General features: G+C 60.4%; 23 protein-coding genes and 2 tRNA genes. 14 read left to right on the top strand and 11 right to left on the bottom strand.

Annotated features, from left to right (window positions below; translation table 11 throughout):
* Positions 1–6 precede the first annotated feature (6 nt).
* On the top strand, positions 7–1,131 hold the full coding sequence (gene meaB, locus ACGHP5_RS13890; protein WP_290533417.1) for a methylmalonyl Co-A mutase-associated GTPase MeaB: 1,125 nt from the start codon (positions 7–9) through the stop codon (positions 1,129–1,131).
* Positions 1,132–1,411: 280 nt separating this feature from the next.
* On the opposite strand, the gene ACGHP5_RS13885 is transcribed toward meaB, so the two are convergent.
* A complete protein-coding gene (locus tag ACGHP5_RS13885) occupies positions 1,412–2,143 on the bottom strand; it encodes a Sir2 family NAD-dependent protein deacetylase (RefSeq protein WP_290533419.1) in 732 nt (243 codons plus the stop codon).
* A gap of 94 nt (positions 2,144–2,237) precedes the next feature.
* Between ACGHP5_RS13885 and ACGHP5_RS13880 the strand changes: the two genes are divergently transcribed.
* On the top strand, positions 2,238–3,653 hold the full coding sequence (locus tag ACGHP5_RS13880; protein ID WP_290533420.1) for a glutamate decarboxylase: 1,416 nt from the start codon (positions 2,238–2,240) through the stop codon (positions 3,651–3,653).
* A gap of 313 nt (positions 3,654–3,966) precedes the next feature.
* Here ACGHP5_RS13880 and ACGHP5_RS13875 read toward each other — a convergent pair whose 3' ends face one another.
* The gene (locus tag ACGHP5_RS13875; protein ID WP_290533421.1) at positions 3,967–4,317 is read right to left on the bottom strand and encodes a hypothetical protein; all 351 of its coding nucleotides are present in this window, start codon (positions 4,315–4,317) and stop codon (positions 3,967–3,969) included.
* Positions 4,318–4,747: 430 nt separating this feature from the next.
* Here ACGHP5_RS13875 and ACGHP5_RS13870 point away from each other — a divergent pair, with 430 nt between their 5' ends.
* The 3 genes from ACGHP5_RS13870 to ACGHP5_RS13860 all read left to right on the top strand — a co-directional run bounded on the left by ACGHP5_RS13870 (position 4,748) and on the right by ACGHP5_RS13860 (position 7,757).
* Positions 4,748–5,509, top strand: a complete 762-nt coding sequence (locus ACGHP5_RS13870; RefSeq protein ID WP_390567295.1) for a DUF1295 domain-containing protein — start codon at positions 4,748–4,750, stop codon at positions 5,507–5,509.
* Positions 5,510–5,607: 98 nt separating this feature from the next.
* On the top strand, positions 5,608–6,819 hold the full coding sequence (locus tag ACGHP5_RS13865) for an NADH:flavin oxidoreductase (RefSeq protein ID WP_390567294.1): 1,212 nt from the start codon (positions 5,608–5,610) through the stop codon (positions 6,817–6,819).
* Positions 6,819–7,757 carry an SDR family NAD(P)-dependent oxidoreductase gene (locus ACGHP5_RS13860; protein ID WP_390567292.1) on the top strand — a complete coding sequence of 313 codons (939 nt, stop codon included), beginning with the start codon at positions 6,819–6,821 and terminating at the stop codon, positions 7,755–7,757. The genes ACGHP5_RS13865 and ACGHP5_RS13860 overlap by 1 nt, the downstream gene beginning before the upstream one ends.
* Before the next feature lie 389 nt (positions 7,758–8,146).
* On the opposite strand, the gene ACGHP5_RS13855 is transcribed toward ACGHP5_RS13860, so the two are convergent.
* Positions 8,147–8,359 (bottom strand): hypothetical protein, encoded by a 213-nt coding sequence (locus tag ACGHP5_RS13855; RefSeq protein ID WP_390567290.1) that lies wholly within the window; start codon positions 8,357–8,359, stop codon positions 8,147–8,149.
* Here ACGHP5_RS13855 and ACGHP5_RS13850 point away from each other — a divergent pair.
* Together ACGHP5_RS13850 and ACGHP5_RS13845 are read left to right on the top strand one after the other, a co-directional pair.
* Positions 8,350–8,991 carry an HAD family phosphatase gene (locus ACGHP5_RS13850; RefSeq protein ID WP_290533425.1) on the top strand — a complete coding sequence of 214 codons (642 nt, stop codon included), beginning with the start codon at positions 8,350–8,352 and terminating at the stop codon, positions 8,989–8,991. The two genes, ACGHP5_RS13855 and ACGHP5_RS13850, sit on opposite strands and share 10 nt — an antisense overlap.
* The gene (locus tag ACGHP5_RS13845; RefSeq protein WP_390567288.1) at positions 8,975–11,530 is read left to right on the top strand and encodes a DUF748 domain-containing protein; all 2,556 of its coding nucleotides are present in this window, start codon (positions 8,975–8,977) and stop codon (positions 11,528–11,530) included. The genes ACGHP5_RS13850 and ACGHP5_RS13845 overlap by 17 nt, the downstream gene beginning before the upstream one ends.
* A 60-nt stretch (positions 11,531–11,590) precedes the next feature.
* Here ACGHP5_RS13845 and ACGHP5_RS13840 read toward each other — a convergent pair.
* Both ACGHP5_RS13840 and ACGHP5_RS13835 read right to left on the bottom strand, forming a co-directional pair.
* Positions 11,591–11,664: transfer RNA gene (locus ACGHP5_RS13840), tRNA-Pro, on the bottom strand.
* 68 nt (positions 11,665–11,732) lie between these two features.
* Positions 11,733–11,807: transfer RNA gene (locus ACGHP5_RS13835), tRNA-Pro, on the bottom strand.
* 320 nt (positions 11,808–12,127) lie between these two features.
* On the opposite strand from ACGHP5_RS13835, the gene ACGHP5_RS13830 reads away from it, so the two are divergent.
* Positions 12,128–12,448, top strand: coding sequence for a hypothetical protein (locus ACGHP5_RS13830; protein WP_295905622.1), 321 nt, complete (start codon positions 12,128–12,130; stop codon positions 12,446–12,448).
* Entirely contained in the window at positions 12,435–13,100 is a 666-nt protein-coding gene (locus ACGHP5_RS13825) for an ATP-binding cassette domain-containing protein (RefSeq protein ID WP_390567285.1), read from the top strand. Before ACGHP5_RS13830 ends, ACGHP5_RS13825 begins: the two co-directional genes overlap by 14 nt.
* A 4-nt stretch (positions 13,101–13,104) precedes the next feature.
* Here the strand turns inward: ACGHP5_RS13825 and ACGHP5_RS13820 are convergent, their stop codons facing one another.
* The 5 genes from ACGHP5_RS13820 to ACGHP5_RS13800 all read right to left on the bottom strand — a co-directional run bounded on the left by ACGHP5_RS13820 (position 13,105) and on the right by ACGHP5_RS13800 (position 17,532).
* The gene (locus ACGHP5_RS13820; RefSeq protein WP_290533429.1) at positions 13,105–13,482 is read right to left on the bottom strand and encodes a DUF1573 domain-containing protein; all 378 of its coding nucleotides are present in this window, start codon (positions 13,480–13,482) and stop codon (positions 13,105–13,107) included.
* Positions 13,479–14,642, bottom strand: coding sequence for a hypothetical protein (locus ACGHP5_RS13815; protein WP_390567283.1), 1,164 nt, complete (start codon positions 14,640–14,642; stop codon positions 13,479–13,481). Before ACGHP5_RS13815 ends, ACGHP5_RS13820 begins: the two co-directional genes overlap by 4 nt.
* Before the next feature lie 46 nt (positions 14,643–14,688).
* Positions 14,689–15,867, bottom strand: coding sequence for a hypothetical protein (locus ACGHP5_RS13810; protein ID WP_337755934.1), 1,179 nt, complete (start codon positions 15,865–15,867; stop codon positions 14,689–14,691).
* A 291-nt stretch (positions 15,868–16,158) separates the two neighbouring features.
* Positions 16,159–17,232 carry a TIGR04133 family radical SAM/SPASM protein gene (locus ACGHP5_RS13805; RefSeq protein WP_337755933.1) on the bottom strand — a complete coding sequence of 358 codons (1,074 nt, stop codon included), beginning with the start codon at positions 17,230–17,232 and terminating at the stop codon, positions 16,159–16,161.
* A gap of 3 nt (positions 17,233–17,235) precedes the next feature.
* Entirely contained in the window at positions 17,236–17,532 is a 297-nt protein-coding gene (locus tag ACGHP5_RS13800) for a hypothetical protein (RefSeq protein WP_290533433.1), read from the bottom strand.
* A gap of 139 nt (positions 17,533–17,671) precedes the next feature.
* Here ACGHP5_RS13800 and ACGHP5_RS13795 point away from each other — a divergent pair, with 139 nt between their 5' ends.
* The 3 genes from ACGHP5_RS13795 to ACGHP5_RS13785 all read left to right on the top strand — a co-directional run bounded on the left by ACGHP5_RS13795 (position 17,672) and on the right by ACGHP5_RS13785 (position 20,288).
* Positions 17,672–17,872: a cold-shock protein gene (locus ACGHP5_RS13795; RefSeq protein ID WP_015545948.1), complete on the top strand. Its 201-nt coding sequence runs from the start codon at positions 17,672–17,674 to the stop codon at positions 17,870–17,872.
* A gap of 144 nt (positions 17,873–18,016) precedes the next feature.
* Entirely contained in the window at positions 18,017–19,252 is a 1,236-nt protein-coding gene (locus ACGHP5_RS13790) for a 6-phosphofructokinase (RefSeq protein ID WP_290533434.1), read from the top strand.
* Positions 19,253–19,370: 118 nt separating this feature from the next.
* Positions 19,371–20,288: a hypothetical protein gene (locus ACGHP5_RS13785; protein ID WP_337755931.1), complete on the top strand. Its 918-nt coding sequence runs from the start codon at positions 19,371–19,373 to the stop codon at positions 20,286–20,288.
* 46 nt (positions 20,289–20,334) lie between these two features.
* Here ACGHP5_RS13785 and ACGHP5_RS13780 read toward each other — a convergent pair whose 3' ends face one another.
* Positions 20,335–20,844: an SLOG family protein gene (locus ACGHP5_RS13780; RefSeq protein ID WP_337755930.1), complete on the bottom strand. Its 510-nt coding sequence runs from the start codon at positions 20,842–20,844 to the stop codon at positions 20,335–20,337.
* Between the two features lie 68 nt (positions 20,845–20,912).
* Here ACGHP5_RS13780 and ACGHP5_RS13775 point away from each other — a divergent pair, with 68 nt between their 5' ends.
* Positions 20,913–21,122: a YtxH domain-containing protein gene (locus ACGHP5_RS13775; protein WP_290533437.1), complete on the top strand. Its 210-nt coding sequence runs from the start codon at positions 20,913–20,915 to the stop codon at positions 21,120–21,122.
* Between the two features lie 21 nt (positions 21,123–21,143).
* Complete coding sequence (locus ACGHP5_RS13770) at positions 21,144–21,479, top strand: hypothetical protein (RefSeq protein ID WP_290533438.1); 336 nt, start codon at positions 21,144–21,146, stop codon at positions 21,477–21,479.
* The last annotated feature ends 112 nt before the right edge of the window (positions 21,480–21,591 follow it).

Genomic DNA, 21,591 nt, shown 5'->3' with positions numbered 1-21,591 from the left:
CACACCATGTCATTCACCAAGATAGACCATTACGAAAAAGAGTACGCAGACACGCACCACGACACAGCCCTCAACGTTACGCAAGGCGTTGAAGAACAACCGATAGTAAGCCCTTACTTCAAGCGCCGCAAGAAGCGCGCGCTCTCCACCGGGGAGTATGTCGAGGGCATTCTCGCAGGCAACATCACCACCCTCTCGCAGGCCATCACGCTCGTCGAATCGGCGAACCCCGACCACTATGCGCAGGCGCAGGAGATCATCGAGGCGTGCCTCCCGCATGCCGGGAAATCGGTCCGCATCGGCATCACGGGCGTCCCGGGAGCCGGCAAATCGACCTTCATCGAGGCCATCGGCAACATGGTCGCGGGGCTGCGCCACAAGCTGGCGGTGCTGGCCATAGACCCCTCGTCGGAGCGCAGCGGCGGCTCGATTCTCGGCGACAAAACCCGCATGGAGAGCATCTGCAACAACCCTTCGGTCTTCGTGAGGCCCTCGCCTTCGGCGGGGTCGCTCGGCGGAGTGGCCCGGAAGACACGCGAGACGATCGTGCTGTGCGAAGCCGCAGGATTCGACGTCATCTTCATCGAAACGGTGGGCGTCGGGCAGTCGGAAACCGCCGTGCACTCGATGGTGGACCTTTTCATGCTGCTGCAGATTTCCGGCGCGGGAGACGAACTGCAAGGCATCAAGCGCGGTATCATGGAGATGGCCGACCTGATGGTCATCACCAAGGCCGACGGAGAGAACATACACAAGGCCGAACTGGCGCAGACCCAGTTTCAGGGAGCCTTGAGGCTTTTCCCCGTGCCCGAATCGGGGTGGCGGCCCAAGGTCTACACCTCGTCGGCGGTGACCCGGACGGGGTTGGAGGAGGTCTGGAAAGGTGTGGAGGAGTACCTCGACCACATTCAGAAAAACGGCTATTTCCAGCACAACCGCAACCGGCAGAACAAATACTGGATGTACGAGTCGATCAACGAGGCGCTGCGCGGGAGTTTCTACCGCGACCCGGCCGTGGAGGCGCGCATCGGAGAGTACGAGAAGCGTGTGCTGGAGGACAAAATCTCGTCGTTCATCGCCGCCAAGGAGTTGCTGGAGATCTATTTCAAGGATACCCGGACGCTGGAATGACGCCGCCGGAACGGTCCCGGGCACACCCGAAGACCGCCGAAACAGCCCCGCCCTCTCGATGAGAAGGCGGGGATTTTCATGCAAAGTCAAAGGAGGCGTATAGTTCTGCGGATTAGAGAAATCCGGAGGCGGCAGCACCGAGAATAAAAAGCGGAAACGGCCGGAGGCGGAGTGCGACCGAGAAAAGCCGGGAACGGAGAACCGAAGACCGGGAAACGGGAAACCGGGAACGGCGAGAAAACCGGGAGCCAAAAACCGGGAAACCGCCGGGAAAGGCGGGCTACGCTTTCCCGGCCGGGAGAGGTTCGGACAACTCTTCCGCAAAGGCCGCACGCAGGCGGTCGGCCAGCTCGGGAACGCCCTCGGCGGCGCGTTTGCGGATCACCTCCAGCGGATTGCGGACACCGCGGATCGCCGGGCGGCCCGGGTCGACCACATAGACCGGGATGTCGGGACGCACGCAGCGCACCAGCGACGCCGCAGGATAGACCGCCAGCGACGTTCCGACCACCACCAGGATGTCGGCCCCGGCGGCAAGTTCCGCCGCACGGTCGAACTCGGGAACCGGCTCGCCGAAGAAGACGATGTGCGGACGCAGCAGCGAACCGTCGGGAGCACGGTCGTCGAGACCCTGCTCGACGCCGTCGAACGGCAGGACGAGCGACGGATCGTCCGTCGAACGAAGTTTGGTAAGCTCCCCGTGCAGGTGGAGAATATGCGTCGAACCCGCCCTTTCGTGCAGGTTGTCGACATTCTGGGTGATGACCCGGACATCGAAATCGCGTTCCAGACCGGCAATCGCCCGATGGGCGGCGTTCGGCTCGGCCTTGAGCATCTCGGCACGGCGCTCGTTGTAAAAACGAATGACCCCCCGACGGTTGAAATCGAGCGCTTCGGGAATGCAGACCTCCTCGATCCGGTAATTTCCCCACGTCCCATCGGAGTCACGGAAGGTCGCCAAACCGCTGTCGGCGCTGACGCCGGCGCCGGTAAAGACAACAAGTTTTTTCATAATATGATGTAGTTTCGCCCCGTAAAGGTAGCAAATTTATGGCATAGTTCATGCAAGATCGGTCCGATGTAAACCAAATAAATATTTTTACGTTATGGATCAACAGAAACACACCACCGAAGACACGCTGACCGACATTTTCGGCTCGAAAGAGATGCGCTCGCCGGCTCCCACGGAATTCATCCCCAAGAACAAGACCGCACCCGAAATCGCCTATCAGCTGGTCAAGGACGAGACCTATCCCCAGACCCAGCCGCGGCTGAACCTGGCGACGTTCGTGACCACCTATATGGACGACTACGCCACGCGTCTGATGAACGAGGCCATCAACATCAATTATATCGACGAGACGGAGTATCCGCGCGTCGCGGTGATGTGCGGCCGTTGCCTCAATATAGTGGCCAACATGTGGAACTCGCCCGAAAAGGCCGAGTGGAAAACCGGTGCGCTGGGCATCGGATCGTCCGAGGCGTGCATGCTGGGCGGAGTGGCCGCGTGGCTGCGCTGGCGGGCACGCCGCAAGGCCGCAGGCAAACCCTTCGACAAACCCAACCTGGTGATGAGCACCGGATTTCAGGTCGTGTGGGAGAAGTTCTGCCAGCTGTGGCAGATCGAGATGCGCACCGTGCCCCTGACGCTGGACAAGCCGACGCTCGACATCGACGAGGCGCTGAAGGTCTGCGACGAGAACACCATCTGCATCGTGCCCATCGCCGGCGTGACGTGGACCGGTCTCGACGACGACATCGAAGGCCTCGACAAGGCGCTCGACGCCTACAACGCCAAGACGGGCTACGAGATCCCGATCCATGTCGACGCGGCTTCCGGCGGTTTCATCCTGCCGTTCCTGCACCCCGAGAAGAAATGGGACTTCCGCCTCAAATGGGTGCTGTCGATCTCCACGTCGGGCCACAAGTACGGACTGGTATACCCCGGACTGGGATGGGTCGTATGGAAAGACAAGAAGTACCTGCCCGACGAAATGTCGTTCTCGGTCAACTACCTCGGCGCAAACATCACGCAGGTGGGCCTGAACTTCTCGCGTCCCGCGGCGCAGATTCTCGGCCAGTACTACAACTTCATCCGGCTGGGATTCGAGGGGTACAAGGAGGTTCAGCAGAACTCGATGGACATTGCCAAGTACTGCCACGAGCAGATCGGCAAGATGCCGTGTTTCCGGAACTACGCCAAAGAGGTCGTCAACCCGCTGTTCATCTGGATGATGAACCCCGAGTACGACAAGAAGGCCAAATGGACGCTGTTCGACCTGCAGGCCGCCTTGCAGCAGAGCGGCTGGATGGTCCCGGCATACACCATGCCCAAGAACATCGACGAGATGATCGTCATGCGCATCGTGGTTCGCCAGGGTATGTCGCGCGACATGGCCGACATGCTTTTGGGAGACATCCGCAACGCCGTGGCCGAGTTCGAGAAACTCCAGTACCCCACTCCCTCGCGCATCAAGTACGAGAACAAGGTGCATCAGAAAGGCAAGGTATATACACATTGATGCGGCCGGAGGTCACCGGACCTCCGACGGCCGGAACGTTTCCGGGAGGTGCCGCCACGGCCTTCGGCCGTGGGTGCAGACCCGCCCCGTCCCGAAGCTCCCGCCCCGGCGGGACTTCGGAGCGGAGTTTGAACGGGTCGCGGGCACGGATCGGACCCCGGACCGCAATTTCGGCCGCCGCATCCGGAAGCGGCTTCTCAAGCCGCCCCTGAAGGGCGCTTTCTCGCGGCCGGTAACGGCTGACCGAATATTCAGGGACCTTCCCCGCGACACGCGCCCCCTCCGGGCGGCAGAATGCCGGACGGCTCACGCTTCACCCCCGAAGCGGGGCCGTCTTTTTATTTGCGGCAGGAGTCTCTTCCGGGCCTTTGCCGGCGGCACTTCGTCCGCCGGCAGACTCCGGAGCCGGGGAACCGCCGACCTCACCCGTCTTCAGCCACTCCAGGTCGATCTGCGGAAAACGCGCGTGGATCAGCCGGGCCAGATCGGGGGCCAGGCGCGCCTGGCCCAACAGCACCCTGCGGATCCGCACGCTGCCGCGCAGCCCGAGCCACCGGGCAAAAAGTTCGAGATTGAGTCCCGACGCACCGACTACGAACCGCATGCGCTCGGCGTCGTGGAAATGGTACTCGCCGCGCGGACCGGCATCGTTCGTTTGCTTCATAACACAATGGTTTTAAGCGTCCGGCCCGAAAACACGAACGCGGACTACTGTTACTTACTCCGGGAAGGCTCTGGTAAGCCATGGCAAAGTAAGCACATATAGCCCGCGCCGTTGTGACGTAGGATCACATCCCATGCCATTCCGGCGCGGGGCCGCAAACAGCAGGAATATGTGCCCAACCGATGCCATTAAAATTTACCAGATTTTCCCGGTCGGTCAAGCCAACCCGCTATCGGCGGATTGCAGTGCAAATATAACTAAAAAAAACGCCCGGTGCAAATGCGAGGCTTTTTTATCCGGCACGCACGCCCGGGCCGCGCCAAAACCGGCCCCGCAACGGCACGACGCAACGGACAAAACATAGGGCGCAAAGGACTTGCCGGGACCGGAAAAAATGCGTATCTTTCGTGCGTTTTATCCCTAACCGTCTATGAAAGAAAATTTCGACATTTTCCTGATCGTCATGGCTCTCCTGGCCGCCGTGGTCTACGCCGCGCTGCACTTCTTCGAAGCGGGCTACGGCTACCTCTTCGACCGCCGCTACGGACCTCCCGTGCCCAACCGCATGGGATGGATGGTGATGGAATCCCCGGTTTTCATCCTCATGTGCGTGCTGTGGGCCTCGTCCGGGCGGATGTGGCAGGCCGGACCGCTGGCGCTGTTCTGCCTGTTCCAGGCCCACTACCTCCAGCGGGCCTTCATCTTCCCGCTGCTGATCCGCGGCAAGGGCCGCATGCCCCTCGGCATCGTCGTGATGGGCATGGTCTTCAACACGCTCAACGCCCTGATGCAGGGAGGATGGATCTTCTACGTCTCGCCCCCGGACTACTACGCCGGATGGTTCGCACAGCCCTATATCTATATCGGCGGGGCGCTGTTCGCGGCCGGAATGGCCGTAAACCTCCATTCGGACCACATCATCCGCCACCTCCGCCGACCGGGCGACACGCGCCACTACATCCCCCGCGGGGGCATGTTCCGCTACGTATCGTCGGCCAACTACTTCGGCGAGCTGATGGAATGGGTGGGGTTCGCCGTGGCCTCGTGGTCGTGGGCCGGAGCGGTCTTCGCATGGTGGACCTTCGCCAACCTCGCACCCCGCGCCGCGTCGCTGCGCCGCCGTTACGAACAGGAGTTCGGCGAGGAATTTTCGCGCCTCCGACGCAAACGCATCATACCCTTCATATATTAACCGCCTTAAAAAGCGGATTTAGGTTGCGGACGGTCTGTCACAACGTTTTTCACCCAACTCTGCGCCCCAACTGTTTAACTTCCAACTTTTAATATAAAATGTCTTCCCTTTTCACCCCTTATAAATTAGGCCCCGTCACGCTGCGCAACCGCACGATACGTTCGGCGGCCTTCGAATCCATGGGCAAGGACTTCGGTCCCACCGAGCAGCTCAAGGATTACCACGTCGCTGTGGCCCGCGGCGGCGTGGGCATGACCACGCTGGCATACGCCGCCGTGTGCCGCAGCGGACTGTCGTTCAACAAGCAGCTGTGGCTGCGCCCCGAGATCGTCCCGGGACTGCGCGGAATCACCGACGCCGTGCACCGCGAAGGGGCCGCCGCAGCCATCCAGATCGGCCACTGCGGCAACATGACCCACTGGACCACCGCCGGACAGATGCCCATCGGCGCCTCGACGGGATTCAACCTCTACGCCTACACGCCCGTGCGGGGCATGAAAAAACGCGAGATCGAACAGGTGGCCCGCGACTTCGGCAAGGCCGTGCGCACGGCCCGCGACGCCGGGTTCGACTCGGTGGAGGTGCACGCCGGGCACGGCTACCTCATTTCGCAGTTCCTCTCGCCCTACACCAACCACCGGCACGACGAATACGGCGGTTCGCTCGAAAACCGCATGCGCTTCATGCGCATGTGTCTGGGCGAGGCCGTGGAGGCGGCCCGGGCGTGCGGCATGGCGATCACCGTGAAGCACAACATGTACGACGGCTTCAAAGGGGGCATCGAAATCCCCGAGAGCATCGAGATCGCACGGGTCATCGAATCGTTCGGCGTGGACGGCATCGTCCTCTCGGGCGGGTTCGTCTCGAAAGCCCCGATGGCCGTCATGCGGGGGCTGATCCCGATCTACACCATGAGCTACTACTCGCCGCTGTGGCTGCGCTACTTCATCCGCTGGTGCGGACCCTTCATGATCAAACAGTTCCCCTTCGAGGAGTGCTATTTCCTCGAAGACGCCAAGAAATTCCGGGCCGCGCTGAAAGGTCCGCTGATCTACGTCGGGGGACTCGTCAGCCGCGAGGGCATCGACCGGGCGCTGGACTCGGGATTCGAGCTGGTTCAGATGGCCCGGGCGCTCGTCAACGACCCGGCGTTCGTCGCAAGGCTCCGCGAGGGCGACGCGGCGACGCGCAGCGCCTGCGACCACCGCAACTACTGCATCGCGCGGATGTACTCCGTGGACATGAAGTGCTGCAAGCATTGCGACGACCTGCCGCGCCGGATCATCGAGGAACTCAAACGCCTGCCGTGATGAAAAGCGAAGCAATCACGACGCGCGGGGAGCGCAGCGCCTCGCCCGCCGCCGTTTCCGGCAGCGGCCGCAGCGCCGGCCGGCGGGGAGCCGTCGCCCCGGGGAGCGCCTGGGCGCTGGTCACGGGCGCGGGATCGGGCATCGGGCGCTGCTATGCCCTGCGGCTGGCGGCGCTGGGTTACAACCTGGTGCTGGCGGGCAACCGCCGCGAACCGCTGGAGACGGTATGCGGCGAGATACTCGCCGCCGCGGGAGCGGGTCCGGACGGCGACGCCCCGAAAGCGACATCCGCCGCCGGATTCCGGCCCGACGTGCGGATCGTGGAGATCGACCTGGCGCGCACCGAAGCCGCCGCGGAGCTGTGGGAGGCCGTGCGGCGCGAAGGCGCCGCCATCGACGTACTGGTGAACAACGCCGGGATATTCTCGTTCCGCGACATCCTGCACACCCCCGCCGAGCGCATCGAGCGCATCATCCTGCTGCACGACCTGACGAACACCCAGCTGTGCCGGATGGCGGCGGCCGACATGGTGCGCCGCGGCTGCCGGGGTCATATCCTCAACATGTCCTCCTACTCGCTGTGGATGCCCTTTCCGGGACTGGCCCTGTACAGCGCGTCGAAGGCCTACCTGCGGTCGTTCTCGGTGGCCTTCGCGAAGGAGGTCCGGGAGCACGGCATCCGCGTCACGGCGGTCTGCCCGGCGGGCGTGGCGACCGACCTCTACGGACTGACTCCCCGCTGGCAGCGCATCGGCACACGCCTCGGGGTGCTTATCACGGCCGACTCGTGCGCCCGTCGCGGACTGCGTGCCCTGTGGCGGGGACGCCGGTGTATCGTCCCCGACTGGTGGAACCGCGTGTGGATTCCCCTCTGCAAGATACTGCCGATGTGGGTGCTGCGTCCGGTGCGCAGGTTCACGATGAAGTTTCAGAAATAGGCTCTTTGAGATTGTACTTTTCCGCAGTCTGCGGCTGATGGAATTCTTTGTACTTTTTGGCCGCAAAAAGTACCAAGAACTCTCCGGCGGATGCCTTCGCCTGCTTCGTCCCGTCTAACGTTCGAAACGGGCGCCTATTCGCGGGGGCGCACGCGCCCCTGCCCCGTTTCTTGCCACTTTTAGCCGGGACTTCGTTTGACAGCTCCGGCATCGAGCCGGAATCATTCGCCGCCTGTGGCGGCGTGAGAATCCCGCCTGGCAAAAAGGCGTCAAGAAAGAGGCGGACTAAAAGCGCGAGCGCAGGCGTAAGACGCCTGTTTTATGAACAACAGTATCTATTCTAAAAACCCGCTTCTTAAGCGGGCGGAGCCAGCGTTAGACCGCGTCTTTCAGCCTTTTTTGTCGCGGGGCGGTTTTTGCGCCGCTTTTTGACGACCAAAAAGCGGCAAAGAAAAGCAGTCGCAGACTGCGCTCGGTACTTTTGCGGCCAAAAAGTACATAAATCCCGGATCGCCCGGCGATCCGTCGTTCGCCCAGAGAAGGGCGAAAAACAAGACAAAAAAACGCACAACAAGCAAATAACCGATAAACCATGAATACAATCAAAACCGTCGTCTTCGACCTCGGAGGCGTGCTGGTCGATCTGGACAGGGACCGCTGCATCGGCGCCTTCCGGAGCCTCGGGATGGATGCCGTGGCCGATCTGATCAACCCCTATTACCCCGCCGAAATGATCGGACGGCTGGAGCGCGGCGACATCTCGTTCCACGAGGCCTGCGACCAGATGCGGCAGCTATCCGGACGGCAGGAGGTCACCGACGCGCAGATCGCCTGGGCCTACGGCCGGTTTCTGGTGCGTATCCCGGTCGCGAAACTCCGCCAGATAGACGCCCTGCGCGAGCGCGGAATACGGACCTGCGTGCTCTCGAACAACAACCCCGCGTCGATGAAGTACATCCGCCGGATGTTCACGGCCGACGGCAAGACGATGGACGACTATTTCGACGCCGTCTACCTCTCCTACCAGCTGTGCGAACTGAAACCTTCCGAGGCCATATTCCGCAAGATGATCGCCGCAGACGGCATGCTTCCCGCCCAAACGCTGTTCATCGACGACGGACAGAGGAACGTCGACGCCGCACAGTCCCTCGGGTTCTCGGTATACATGCCCGGCCCGGAGGAGGATTTCGGCCACATACTCGAAAATCTCAACCGCTATGAAGAAAGCCTATAAAATCGCGCTGATCGTCACGGCCGTACTGATCGTACTGGTACTGGCCCTCGCCGTGGCCGTTTCGCCCGTGACGAAGAACTACGTCGAGAAACACGACCGCGAACTGCTGGGCCGCTCGATCCGCATGGAGCGCCTGCGGATCAATATTTTCACGGGACGCCTGCGTGTCGAAGGGCTGCGGATCGGCGGCACGAACGACTCGACGGTCTTCTTCGCGCTCGACAGTTTCGACATGCGCCTGCGCCTGCTGCCGCTGCTCTCGAACCGCGTCGAGGTGAAGCACCTGCACTTCACCGCTCCCGACGTGAAGGTTTACCAGCAGGGCAATGCGTTCAGTTTCGACGACATCCTCGGCCGTTTCATGACGACGGACACCACGGCCGTGGCCGAAGAACCGTCCGAACCGTGGGAAATCGGGCTTTACGACATCCGCATCCGCAGGGGACGCCTCTTCTACAAGGACCTCGAACTCAACGCCACGTGGGGGCTGAACGACATCGACCTGCAAATTCCGGGCGTCTATTTCGGCGGCGAAAAGACCGACGTGGGCGCCGTGCTCAACTTCGCCGAGGGAGGTTCGCTGGCGACGAGCGTGGCCTACGACATCGCCTCGTCGGAATTCGATATCGAGCTGAAGCTCAAAGACATGACCCTTGCTGAAATGCTGCCCTACTTCCGCCAGTCGCTCGACATCGGAGGCGTCGCGGGACGCCTCTCGGCCGACATCCGCCTGCGGGGCGACACGGAGCACCTGCTTTCGCTGCGCACCGAAGGGACCGCCTCGCTGGCGGGATTCTCGCTCGTCGACATGCAGCAGCGGCCCGTGGCCGGGGTCGACACGCTGGGCGTACAGCTCGCGGAGGGCGATCTGGGGAAGATGCGCTTCCGATTCGACCGCCTCTACGTCGGAGGATTCTCCCTGCTGACCGAACTCACGCCCGGGGGCGACAACCTCTCGGCGCTGATAAAGCCTTCGCCCGAGACCCCGGCGGCCCCGACCGCGCCGGAGGAACCCGCGCCAAAGACCGTATCCGGCCCCGGTCCGACGTTGCAGATCGCCGACCTCGAAATCGCCGGAGGACGGGTGACGCTGCGCGACCTGACGATGGAACGCCCGTTCGAATACGCCGTGACCGACATCCGGATGCGGAGCCGCGGCTTCGACCCCTCGAAGCGCAACCGCCTTGAGATCGACGCGCGGATGCAACGCACCGGACAGGCGAAACTCCGCTGGGAAGGCACACTCGACGACATGAACAACCAGAACATCACGCTCTGGCTCTCGAACCTCGACCTGCGCGACTTCTCGCCCTACTGCGAGCACTTCACGGCCTACCCCCTGACGCGGGGCAACCTCACGTTCCGCAGCCAGAACGTCATCCGCAACCGGTATCTCGACGGCACGAACCACCTCGACGTCTTCGAGCCGCGCGTGGACAAAAAGCGCAAGGACCTCAAACCCGAGATGAACATTCCGCTCAAACTGGGGCTTTACGTGCTCAAGGACAAGACGGGTCACGTGAAGATGGACCTTCCGGTCGGCGGCGACCTCGATTCGCCGGAGTTCTCCTACCGCAAAATCGTGCTCAAGGCCATCGGCAACGTACTGCTCAAAGTCGTGACGGCGCCCTTCTCGTTCCTCTCGGGCAGCCGCGACAACCTCGAATACATCCCCCTCGACGCGGCGCAGTACGCCTTTACGTCGGAACAATACGCCTCGTTCGACCAGATCGCCCAGCTGCTCAAGGAGAAACCCGAGATGCAGGTCGCGCTGACCCAGCGCATCAACCTCTCCCGCGCGCTGCCGGCACAGGCCGCCAACGTCCTGCGGCTGGCCTACCACAACAGCCTCGCGGCAGCCGACCCGGCGGGACAGCGGCCGCGGCTCTCGATGCTCGAATACGAAAAACTCCAGCAGACAGACATCCGCACCCCCGCCGTGGAGGCCTTCGCCGATTCGCTGCTCACGGCGCAGGGGCGCCCGGTGCAGGGCCTGTCGCCGGACGCCAAAGCCCTCGCGCTCTACCGCGGGCAGGCACTCGGACAGCTCCGGCGGATGATGGCCTCGCGCGACAAGGCGCTGGCGGAGTATATGTTCAGCACGCACGGGATCCAGCCCCCGGCATTCCGTCTGCAACCGATGGACTCGCTGGCCCTTGCAGCCTACACGGGCCGCAACCGCTACACGATCGCCCTGGGCGTCGACGGCGAGACCCTCGAAATCGGGGAACAGCAGCCGGAGAATGCCGGTGCGGCGGAAAGCGTCAGCGGGACAGCGCGTAGCGACGGGACCGAGCGCGCCAACGGGGCAGAAAACGCCGCATCACCGGGAAGCGGCCATGCGACGGGAAGCGCCGCCTCGCCTGAAAGCGCCAACGGGGCGGGAAGCGCCGGTGCGGCGGGCAGTCCGGCCCTCCCGGCGGACAATCTGCCGGACGCAACGGACACCGCGCCGGCGGCAGGAGGCGCATCACCCGCAGAAACCACGGAAACCGCACCGCCGGCAGGGACTCCGCCGGTCGGGCAAAGGCAGGAATAAATCAAAACAACCCCTCCGATCCTGTGATCGGAGGGGTTGCCTCATTTCATACATTGTCTGTCGGAGTGACAGGATTCGAACCTGCGACCCTCTGGTCCCAAACCAGATACGCTACCGGACTGCGCTACACTCCGAACGCTGCGGCTTCCGCCGGAATTTCAATAAAAAAGCAGACTACCCTATCGAGCAGTCTGCCGATTTGTCGGGGAGACTGGATTCGAACCAGCGACCTCCAACTCCCGAAGCTGGCGCGCTAACCGGACTGCGCTACACCCCGAACAAGTGCCCTTATCGTTTTAAGAGCGCACAAAGATAAGTCTAAAATCCGAAAAGACAAAATATTTCCGAAAAAACATTCTCCTAAAATTACGGTCAGGCCTCAAAAGCCCCCGCTGCGGACAGCCACGGCCGCCCGTCTGCAAGCCTCGCAGCCCCCGGTCAGCCCCGGCGGCATCGGGAAATCCCGGTTTTCGGAACAAAGTGCCGCTTTTTTTCGTATATTGGCGTCGTAACGACGCTTTTACGGGCCAGGCGGCGCAACCATACCGGGTGCAACCCGGTTTTGCGGCCATCCCGGCTCTTTCATGTTTTCAGACAATGACCGCCAAACTGCTGCTCATACTCCGTTTCTACCGCTCGGCAATGCTCTTCTTCTGCGGAGCGGTGAGCCTCGCCCTGGCGTGGGTCGCCAAGGTCCACGGAGCGCCGATCGTCCCGGCATTGCTGCTGGGGAAAGCCCTGATTTACCCGCTTTTCCTCTACGTGTGGATCGTGCCGCGCTATTCCGACGAATTCTACTATTACCGCAACCTCGGCATCCGCCGCCGTGCTCTGCTGGGCATAAGCTGTGCGGTGGATTTCGGATTGTGCTGCCTTTTGCTGAACGGTTCCGCCGCCCTGCTGTATGCCGCCCGCTGAAAAACATATCCTCGAAATCGACTCCGCAGAGCTGGCGTTCGGCGGACGGAGCATCCTCTCGGGAGTTTACCTGCTCGCCGAAACGGGCTGCGTGACGGCCGTGCTCGGACGCAACGGGTGCGGCAAGAGCTGTCTGATGAAGATTCTCTCGGGGGCGCTGAAGGCCGGGTTCTGCTCGATGCGCATCGACGGGAAATGGCACGGGCGGTTCACCGAAAAGGAGGTCCGCTACCTCCCCCAGCACGCATTCATCCCCGGATGGCTCCGGCTGGAGCGCGTGCTCCGCGATTTCGGACTGTCGCGGGAGGAACTGGAACGATGGTTTCCGCTGTTCGTCCCCCTGCGCGGCAGCCGCATCGGGGAGCTGTCGGGCGGGGAACAGCGCATATTGGAGTGTTTCGTCATCCTGCGGAGCCGCACGCAGTTCGTCCTGCTCGACGAACCGTTCTCGCAAATCGCACCCCTGCACGTGGAGACGCTCCAGACGCTTATCCGGCAGGAAAAAATGGCAAAAGGAATCCTGCTCACCGACCACATGTACCGCCACGTGACAGGTATCGCCGACCGTCTCTACGTGATGACCGACGGGCAAGCCTATCCGTGCGAAAACGACGAGGAGCTGGTCCGGCGGGGGTATTTAAGGCGTATGTGAAAGATCAGGGCACAATGTCCAAAACAATCCGGATGACGTAATCCCGTTGCGAAGTGTTCGCATCAAACAAAACCGTAATCGTATTTTCGCCCTGTTTGCCGACCGTATTCGTTATTATTCTAATCTGCCCCGTTTGTCCGGGTCCAAGCGTTTGAGGCAATTCAACCTTCGTACAATTACAGGAGGGTTTATAATTCAAAATATTCAAATCTACCGCTCCGACGTTTTTAATCCGTACAATTTTCTCAACCACATCGCCGGATTTCACATCGGGAACCCGAAAAATCCGCTTATCCAAGAAAATCAACTCCGCGTTTCCTTCTCCGGCATAAACGGCAGCCATCGAAAACAATATTAAAACAGTCAAGAGGAAACGTCTCATAACATAAATTTCAGAATTTTGAAAGACTCGTTATCCATATCCGCAGGCAGAATGCCGTAAAACCAATCGTCATGCCGACCGATAATTTCGAGATGACTATCCGTTACAACATTGCCGATCAGCTCCGTACCGCGATAAATCTGGATTCCATATCCGGCATTCCCCTCCTTTTTATAACTCCGGAACAAATAATCTCCGACCCGCACGAGATGGGTGTAATATCCGTACGCCTGCGAATGGGATCGGTAGACGGTCTCATATTCGCGGAAAGAACCGGTAGCGGGAAAATCGGAGCTTACACCTTCTGCCCCACAACCGAAACTGTACAGCAACCGGCCATCGGCCAGATTCCTGACATAAATCAGGGAATCGGCAGCATAACCCACGTAAATATTATTCCCGGCGGCATCGGTATCGAAATCGAATGCCGAGAAAACGGGGATGTTCCGCTGCCGGTATACCGGCGGATAAGACCCGAACAAACGGCCCGTAGTCCGGTTTTTCAGATCGACAAAGATAAAATTATAGGCCTCGTTCCAGAATTTCCGGACCTGGCCTCCGGTTTCATATCCGTTGTAAAGTACGTGTTCCGTAACGACAGGCATGACCAACAGACTGTCTACGACTTTTATGCGCCGCACGTTAGCGTTGAATTCATACATGTATTTCACCTCCGGATCGGGTTTGTGCAGAAGCTGCATCCAGTCGTCGCGGTCGAGAGGAATATCGGACAGGAACGGATAGGGATCGGCCGTTCTACGATATACAGAATCGTAAACGTAAATCCACCAGCTGCTGTCGAGCATGACCAACCCGCCATCGCCGGCTATCGTAGACACAAAGGCCGGAGAGAGCATCTCATCGGGTCCCCGGCCGCGCGAAATATGCCGGGAAATGAAACGGCCCTGCATATCGTATTCACGGACTCCGACCATGTAATAGTCCAGAAACAACAATCTGCCGTCTGAAAGCATCCACCGGCCGTCGAGAGATGTCGGACCGGCGGCTATGAGCAGCGTATCCGTATCGGCAAAGGCCGTGAGCGAAACATGCCGGCCGCCCCGGTATTCCAGTCCGGCGTATTCATCCGCCCGGTCGGAACGGCTGCACCCCGAAATGAAAAGCAAGGCGAAGAGCAGTACGCATAACATTCTATTCATAGTCGATTCCGTACAATGTCGGATAGATGATTTCCCGGCCGATTTTTTAATATTGCAATCTGCGTTTGCGATAGATCCCCTCCTCCGCACCGAGACGTTCCGGACCGCCCAAAGAGGAATTGTATACCGGAAGAACAAACGCACGCGCCTGCGCCTGCTCATAGAGCGTCCGGCCGTTGACGCCGAGCTCGCGGAACAACCGCGGCCGATCGATACCGGGCATGGGAATCCGCTCCCACCGTCGGCGCTCAAAAGGCGCTGTCAGAACGAACCCGTATTCATTTTGAGGAATGGCATGTTTTTCGACGAGCCTTTTCAGCGAGTCGCCGAGCATGACCGGGTCGAAAAAGTGCACCGACGTATATTCCCGGAGTTCGTTCGCCGCCGGATTACGCCGCCGATTCTGCCCGAAGGAGTAGTACCGGCCCGACTCAATGCCCGGATCGACCCACGCGACCCGAGCCGTGATTTGCGACGTATAAAGCACACCGTTCGAAACCGCGTAATCGACTTCGACCCGATGGCGCGTCGCCGACGGATAAGCCGCGACCGTCGTGCGCGGAAAAGCGACGTAATGATCTTCGAGATTTTCCGTCTGAACTTTCACCACACGGGCCTCATCACAGAGACAATGGATAAATCCCTCGCCGCAAATCCGCGTTTTACGCGGAAAAGTGCCCGATTTGTTTTGAAAATGAATCACCCACACCTCATCCTCCCCGACAGTATAAACACTATCGACGCGATACGTAAAATTCCGGACCTGTCTCGGATTGAGCGGAGAATACATTTCGAGCGACCGTTTCCACTTCCAGGGATCGTTTTCCGCGTTCTGGTAACGTATCTTGAGACTGCCCACATCGCCTGCATCGCCGGAATACACACCCCGTATCTCCAGCACTTCGTCGCTGTTGGCAGCCAGCGGATCGCTTTTCATAACCGTCAGCGGGAACCAATAACGCTTGTTTTTGTCGTTCCAATCGAAGCGGGCAGCCGCAAGCGAGAAATTGCAGGAAGCGAACAATCCGTCATAGCCCATGAATTCCCGGTATTTACCTCGGCACTCGACCGAAGAAAGCCAGATCACACGGGCCGCATAATCTTTTGCCGTATGGATCGAGAAGTTCACGGCCGTTTTCCGGACCAGCGCAGCCACTTCTTTTTCAGGGAATACGCCGACAGCGGCGATCGCCACCGTTTCGGGCGTCAGAACGACCTCGGACATCGTTCGGAGTCAACCGACCCCGACATACAACGGCCGGTAAAACATCGAACGGAATACGAGTGTGTCGCTGTCGGTGAAATCGCCTTGCCGAAGCGTCATCCGGCCCCGGTTGTCGGACATCGCATACCGGCCGGTGCGCTCGCAGACGGCATAAACAAACGGAACGGGGTCCCCGTCCTGATTTCGGACCCCGAAAGTCCGATCCTGTGCGAATCCCGGAAGAGCGCACGACAGAAGAAGCAGTAAGAATCCCCTCAACCACATTATCAAGCTACGATTTCCCGGCAAACGTCACAGCCGGTGGTAGTGGCAGTAGAGCAATTCGCCGTCGTCGCCTCGCAGGTGCATGCCGCCGCCCTGACAGTAGCGGAACATCCGGCAATCGGCACATTCGCCCCTGCGCGCCCATTCGCGGTCGCGGAACGGCCCGAAGCGGTTCTGCCACACGTCCCAGAACTGATCCCGGTAGATGTTTCCCTGATGGTAGTTGGCGCGGATCGACGTGCACCCCGAAATGGCCCCGTCGACCCGGATCGAAGCCACGGAGACACCCGCGGCACATTGGTAGAAATGGTCGCGGACCTCGGCCTCGTAACCGCCCAGAAAGCCCTCGCAGGCGTAGCTGACCTCGATCCGGCCCTCCTGCCGCGTGCGGCGGATGAATTCCAGCATCTCCCGGAACTGGGCGTCGGTCATCCGCAGCGTCGGATCGTTCTTGGCACGCCCCATCGGGAAAATCGAGAAGAGCCGCCAGTGGCGCACCCCCTCCGAAAGGAGCATGTCGCGGAAGGCCTCCAGCTGCGGAACCATCGCCCCCGTGACGCAGGTGACCACGTCGTACGACAGCGAAGGTTCGCGCACGATCATCCGCACGGCCTCCAGCGCGCGGTCGTAACTGCGGGGATTCCCGCGGATATAGTTGTGCTCACGCTCGAAACCGTCGAGGCTCACCGAAACCGATTTCAAGCCCGCGTCGAGCAGACGCCCGAAGCGTTCCGGGGTCAGGGCCATGCCGTTGGTCACCATGCCCCACGGGTAACCGCGGCGCGTGACCTCGGCGCCCGCCTCCTCCAGATCCGCGCGGACGAGCACTTCGCCGCCCGAGAAGATAATCAGCACATCGGCGGGATCGACGTGGGGCGTGACCTCCTCGTCGAGCACCTTCAGAAAATCGCCCAGCGGCATGTCCGCCACGCCGGGATCAACCCGGCAGTCGCTGCCGCAATGACGGCACGAAAGGTTGCAGCGCAGCGTGCACTCCCAGAAAAGCGTATCGAGACGGTGTTCGCGCACCTTCGAAGCATACAGGTCGGAAAAAATATTGAGGGCCAATCGTTTGCGAAGCCCCAGCCGGCGGCGTGACATGGCTTATTTCCCGCCGGCCGAAGGGTCCTCCTCCTGCGGGCGTTCGGCCACGGGAGGCAGCGAATCGGGGCGTTCGCGTTCCAGGCGTTTGAGCCGCTCGTTGCGGACGCTGTCCTGACGGGGCGTACGCACGCCGTACATGACCACGACACGGCGGGGAAACTCGGAGTATCCCTTTACGACCGTCGTGTCGGCGTCCTGCGACTTCGCGGTGTCCTCCTTGGGAGCGTTTTTCACCGATGTGCAGGCCGCGGAGAAGCCCAGAAGGGCCGCCAGCGCGAGTTTCAGATTTCTGTTCATAACGCCATGTGGTTTAACATTCTCTACGCAAAGATAAGAATTTTCCGCATAAGACGAAAAAACATGCCAAAAAGTTTTGAAAGCCAATGATTTTTATTTTACTTTGCCGAACACATTAACACTTTAATTCTCTATTTTTATGACAGGTAAGGTAAAATGGTTCGATGGCAAGAAAGGCTACGGATTCATTACGGCGGAGAACGGAAAAGAGATTTTCGTACACTTCTCGGGCATCGCTAAGGACGGTTTCAAGTCGCTCAACGAAGGTCAGGCGGTCGAGTTCGAAGTTGGCTCCGGGGCCAAGGGCGAACAGGCTATTAACGTAACTGTAGTTGAGTAATCGCGCAAACTATAATTACAGAGATCAAAAAGGAGGTCCCCTCATGCAGGAGGCCTCCTTTTTTCTTGCCCGTTTGAAAAAAAAACAGTACTTTTGGGCGTCCGAAACCGAAAAAAAGGTTCTCAAAACATAAAAACTCAAATCATGAAAGAAGCAATCGCAATTCTGACCGGCGGCGGACCGGCTCCCGGCATGAATACCGTAGTGGGCAGTGTGGCCAAAACGTTCCTGCGCCAGGGTTACCGCGTCATCGGCCTCCACGAAGGCTACACGGGCCTGTTCAATCCCTCGCCCCGCACCGTAGACATCGACTACCCGATGGCCGACGGCATCTTCAACCAGGGAGGTTCGTTCCTGCAGATGAGCCGTTTCAAACCCAAGGACTCGGATTTCGAGAACAACTTCAACCTCAAGTTCTTCACCGACAACAACATCAAACTGCTCGTTACCGTCGGCGGCGACGACACGGCTTCGACCGCCAACCGTATCGCCAAGTTCCTCGAGGCCAAGAAATACCCCATCGCCAACATCCACGTGCCGAAGACCATCGACAACGACCTGCCGCTCCCGAAGGGCACGCCGACGTTCGGTTACGAGTCGGCCAAGGACAAGGGCGCCGTCATCGCCCGCGCCGTCTACGTCGACGCACGTACGAGCGGCAACTGGTTCGTGCTGGCTGCCATGGGCCGCTCGGCCGGACACCTGGCATTCGGCATCGGCGAGGCCTGCCACTACCCGATGATCGTCATCCCCGAGATGTTCGACAAGACGGAGATCACCGTCGAAAAGATCGTCAACCTGGTGATTTCGTCGATCATCAAGCGTAAGATCATGGGCATGGACTACGGTGCCGCCGTGATTTCCGAAGGCGTGTTCCACGCACTGTCGGACGAGGAGATCCGCAAGAGCGGCATCCACTTCACCTACGACGAGCACGGACATCCCGAGCTGGGCAAGGTGTCGAAGGCGCACATCTTCAACGAGATGATCGAGATGAAGCTCAAGGAGCTGGGTCTCAAGGTCAAGAGCCGTCCGGTGGAACTGGGCTACGAGATCCGCTGCCAGACCCCGATCGCCTACGACCTGACGTACTGCTCGGAGCTGGGTATCGGCGTGCACAAGCTCTTCGCCGAGGGCAAGACGGGCTGCATGGTTTACGTGGATTCGGAGGGAAACGTCTCGCCGCTCTACCTCAAGGACCTGCAGGACCCCACGACGGGCAAGATTCCGCCCCGTCTGGTGGACATCAAGTCGGACAAGTTCACGTCGGTGGTGGAGACCATCCTCAACGCCATCACCCCGGCCGACTACGAAGCCGCCAAGGCATACGTGGCCAATCCCGAGGAGTACGACTTCCACAAGATTCTCAACTGGAAATAATCCGGCAGCAATCCCATAACTCCGATCCCCGCCCCGATAAGGCGGGGATTTTTTCGCAAAATATTTGCTCGGGGGGGGGATTTCGTATATTTGCATCCCAGAAGCAATCCAATTCATCATGAAAAAGACCGAAAAACCGGTGTTCGAGCCGATGCCCGAAACACCTGCGGAGCCGGCATCCACGGTCTCCGAATCCGCCGGACAGCCGGCGGCATCGCTCGCCGAAGCGAAAAAGAACATCCTCGTCGGACTGCTGTGGTGCGTCGGCGGACTGGCTTTCAGCTTCATCTCCTACTACCTCACCGAAACCGGGGGCCGTTACGTCATCGCCACGGGAGCCATCCTCTGGGGTGCCTGGCAGGCGATCACGGGATTATACGTCTGGCTGAAAATCAAACATGGAGCCGGTGAATACGCAGCCTTTTGGCGCATGCTCGCAGCAGCCGTCTGCACCGCCCTGCTCATCGGATACCTCACGGTGCTCTCCACGCAGCTGGTGGACGAAGACGGCGAGCTGCCGCTGCTCGACACCGAGCAGACCTATGACTGCACGGACCTCGGGCTGCGAATCCGGATTCCGGCCGGGTACTCCGTCCTCGAAGAGAGCGTTGAACCCGAGACCGACTCGACCTATGCCCGCTACACGATGTACGTCCTCGACGGCGAATGGGAATTCAACATCGACGCCCTGCAAGATGTCTTCGATCCCGAGGCGAAGAGCATCGCCGACCTCTCGGGCTACTGCGCCAGCCGCGACTCGGCCTACTACGACGGCGGGATCATCAAGGCCTCGCGCCCCCTCGTCTCGAACGGCATCGACATGCTGTACAGCGAAGGCCGCCGGACCGAATATCCGGGATTCGTATTCACGGCCTACGACCTCAAACAGGGACAGTCGCTCATCACCGTCGGCATCAGCTACCCCTCGAAGGAATACGGCAGGACGGGTACCCTCCGACGCGTCGAAGAACTGCTCCGGGGCATCGAGCTGACGCAGCCGGAGGAGCCGGAAGAGACGACAGGAACGGCGGAATAAGAACGATTCGCACGACAGAGAAGGGCGGCCTCCGGGCCGCTTCTTTTTATCCGAAGAGCGTCGGGGCGAAAGCGGGCAGCGAAGGGGCTGCCGGGTGGAGGTTGACGACCTCCATCCCGCGGCCGAGGGCGCGGCGGACGGTGTAGTGCGTGCCGCCGGGCGAACCGTCGTACCAGGCGACCAGCACCGAGGCATTGTCGACGAGGTAGTTGTTGCGGACGGCATAACAGCCCCGGTGGTAAACCGGGGAGAGCTCCTCGACGGCATCGGCCGCAGCCAGCACGCGGCGGAAACGTTCGCGGTCGGCCGGAGAGAAACGGTTCTCCTGCCCCCGGAACGGGACTGCGGCGACGAGCCGCACGCCTGCACGCCGACGCCCCATCTCCAGCACGACTTCGGCGGCAGCGAGGTCGAAACCCACGGCCATGCCGCTCAAAAAGGTCCGGAAACCCCGGTCGTAGAACGCCTCCAGCGTCCGGCGCAGAGCGTCCGCAGCCCCGCCGCGATAGGTGCGGTGGCCGGTAAAGGCGACGGATGTCCGGGGATCGGCAGTCATGCGTCCAAAGGTAAGGCTTTGGCCCGGACTTTGCAAGCCTCATTGCTGAATTTAAACTTTCAGCAACTATGAAAAACACAGGAATTGCCATCGTATCGCTCGTGGGCGGCATGATCATCGGTTCGGCCCTCACGATGCTTTTCACACCCCAGTCCGGCCCGGAACTGCGCCAGAAAATCAAGGATTCGATCGACGACGAGATCGACAAGGTGAAAGACAAACTCGGGAAAGTCGAGAAGGAGATCGAGGAAGCCCGTTGCAAATGCGACGAAAAGTGACCCTCCCTGCACGACGCAACAATGGAGAATAAACCTTCCGGCGGCCGCTTCATAGCCGCGCTGCTGTTCTTCGTAACGACTGCGGGCATTGCCATCCTGCTGCTGCTCACGGCACTGGTTATCTGGCTTTCGTCCGTTACGGGTTCGTTCATCGCCTCGGCGCTGATCGCAGGCGGCTTTTTCGCCGTCCTCGCACTCCTCGTCTACCTGTTCGCGATCCGCGATGCCGTGGAACAGATCCGCAGGCAGGCCGAAACGGTCTACGAGGTGGCCCGTGCCGCGCAAACTGGTTACGAATGGCTCGCCGGGAAGGTCTCTCTGTTTCTCAAACTGCGCGAGGAACTGCGTAAAGAATGAGTTTCCGCCTCCCCTTGCCTGTCGGGAGTGAAAAATCCGGATGCCATGGCATCCGGATTTTTCGTACGGCGGAGATACCCGCGGTTTCAGAGGAGCAGGTTCCGGCATAACG

The organism is Alistipes sp. i18-0019-D1, from assembly GCF_042852885.1.
GTDB lineage: Bacteria > Bacteroidota > Bacteroidia > Bacteroidales > Rikenellaceae > Alistipes.
Note: the sequence above shows the minus strand (reverse complement) of the source record. Positions and strands in the feature narration are given on the sequence as shown.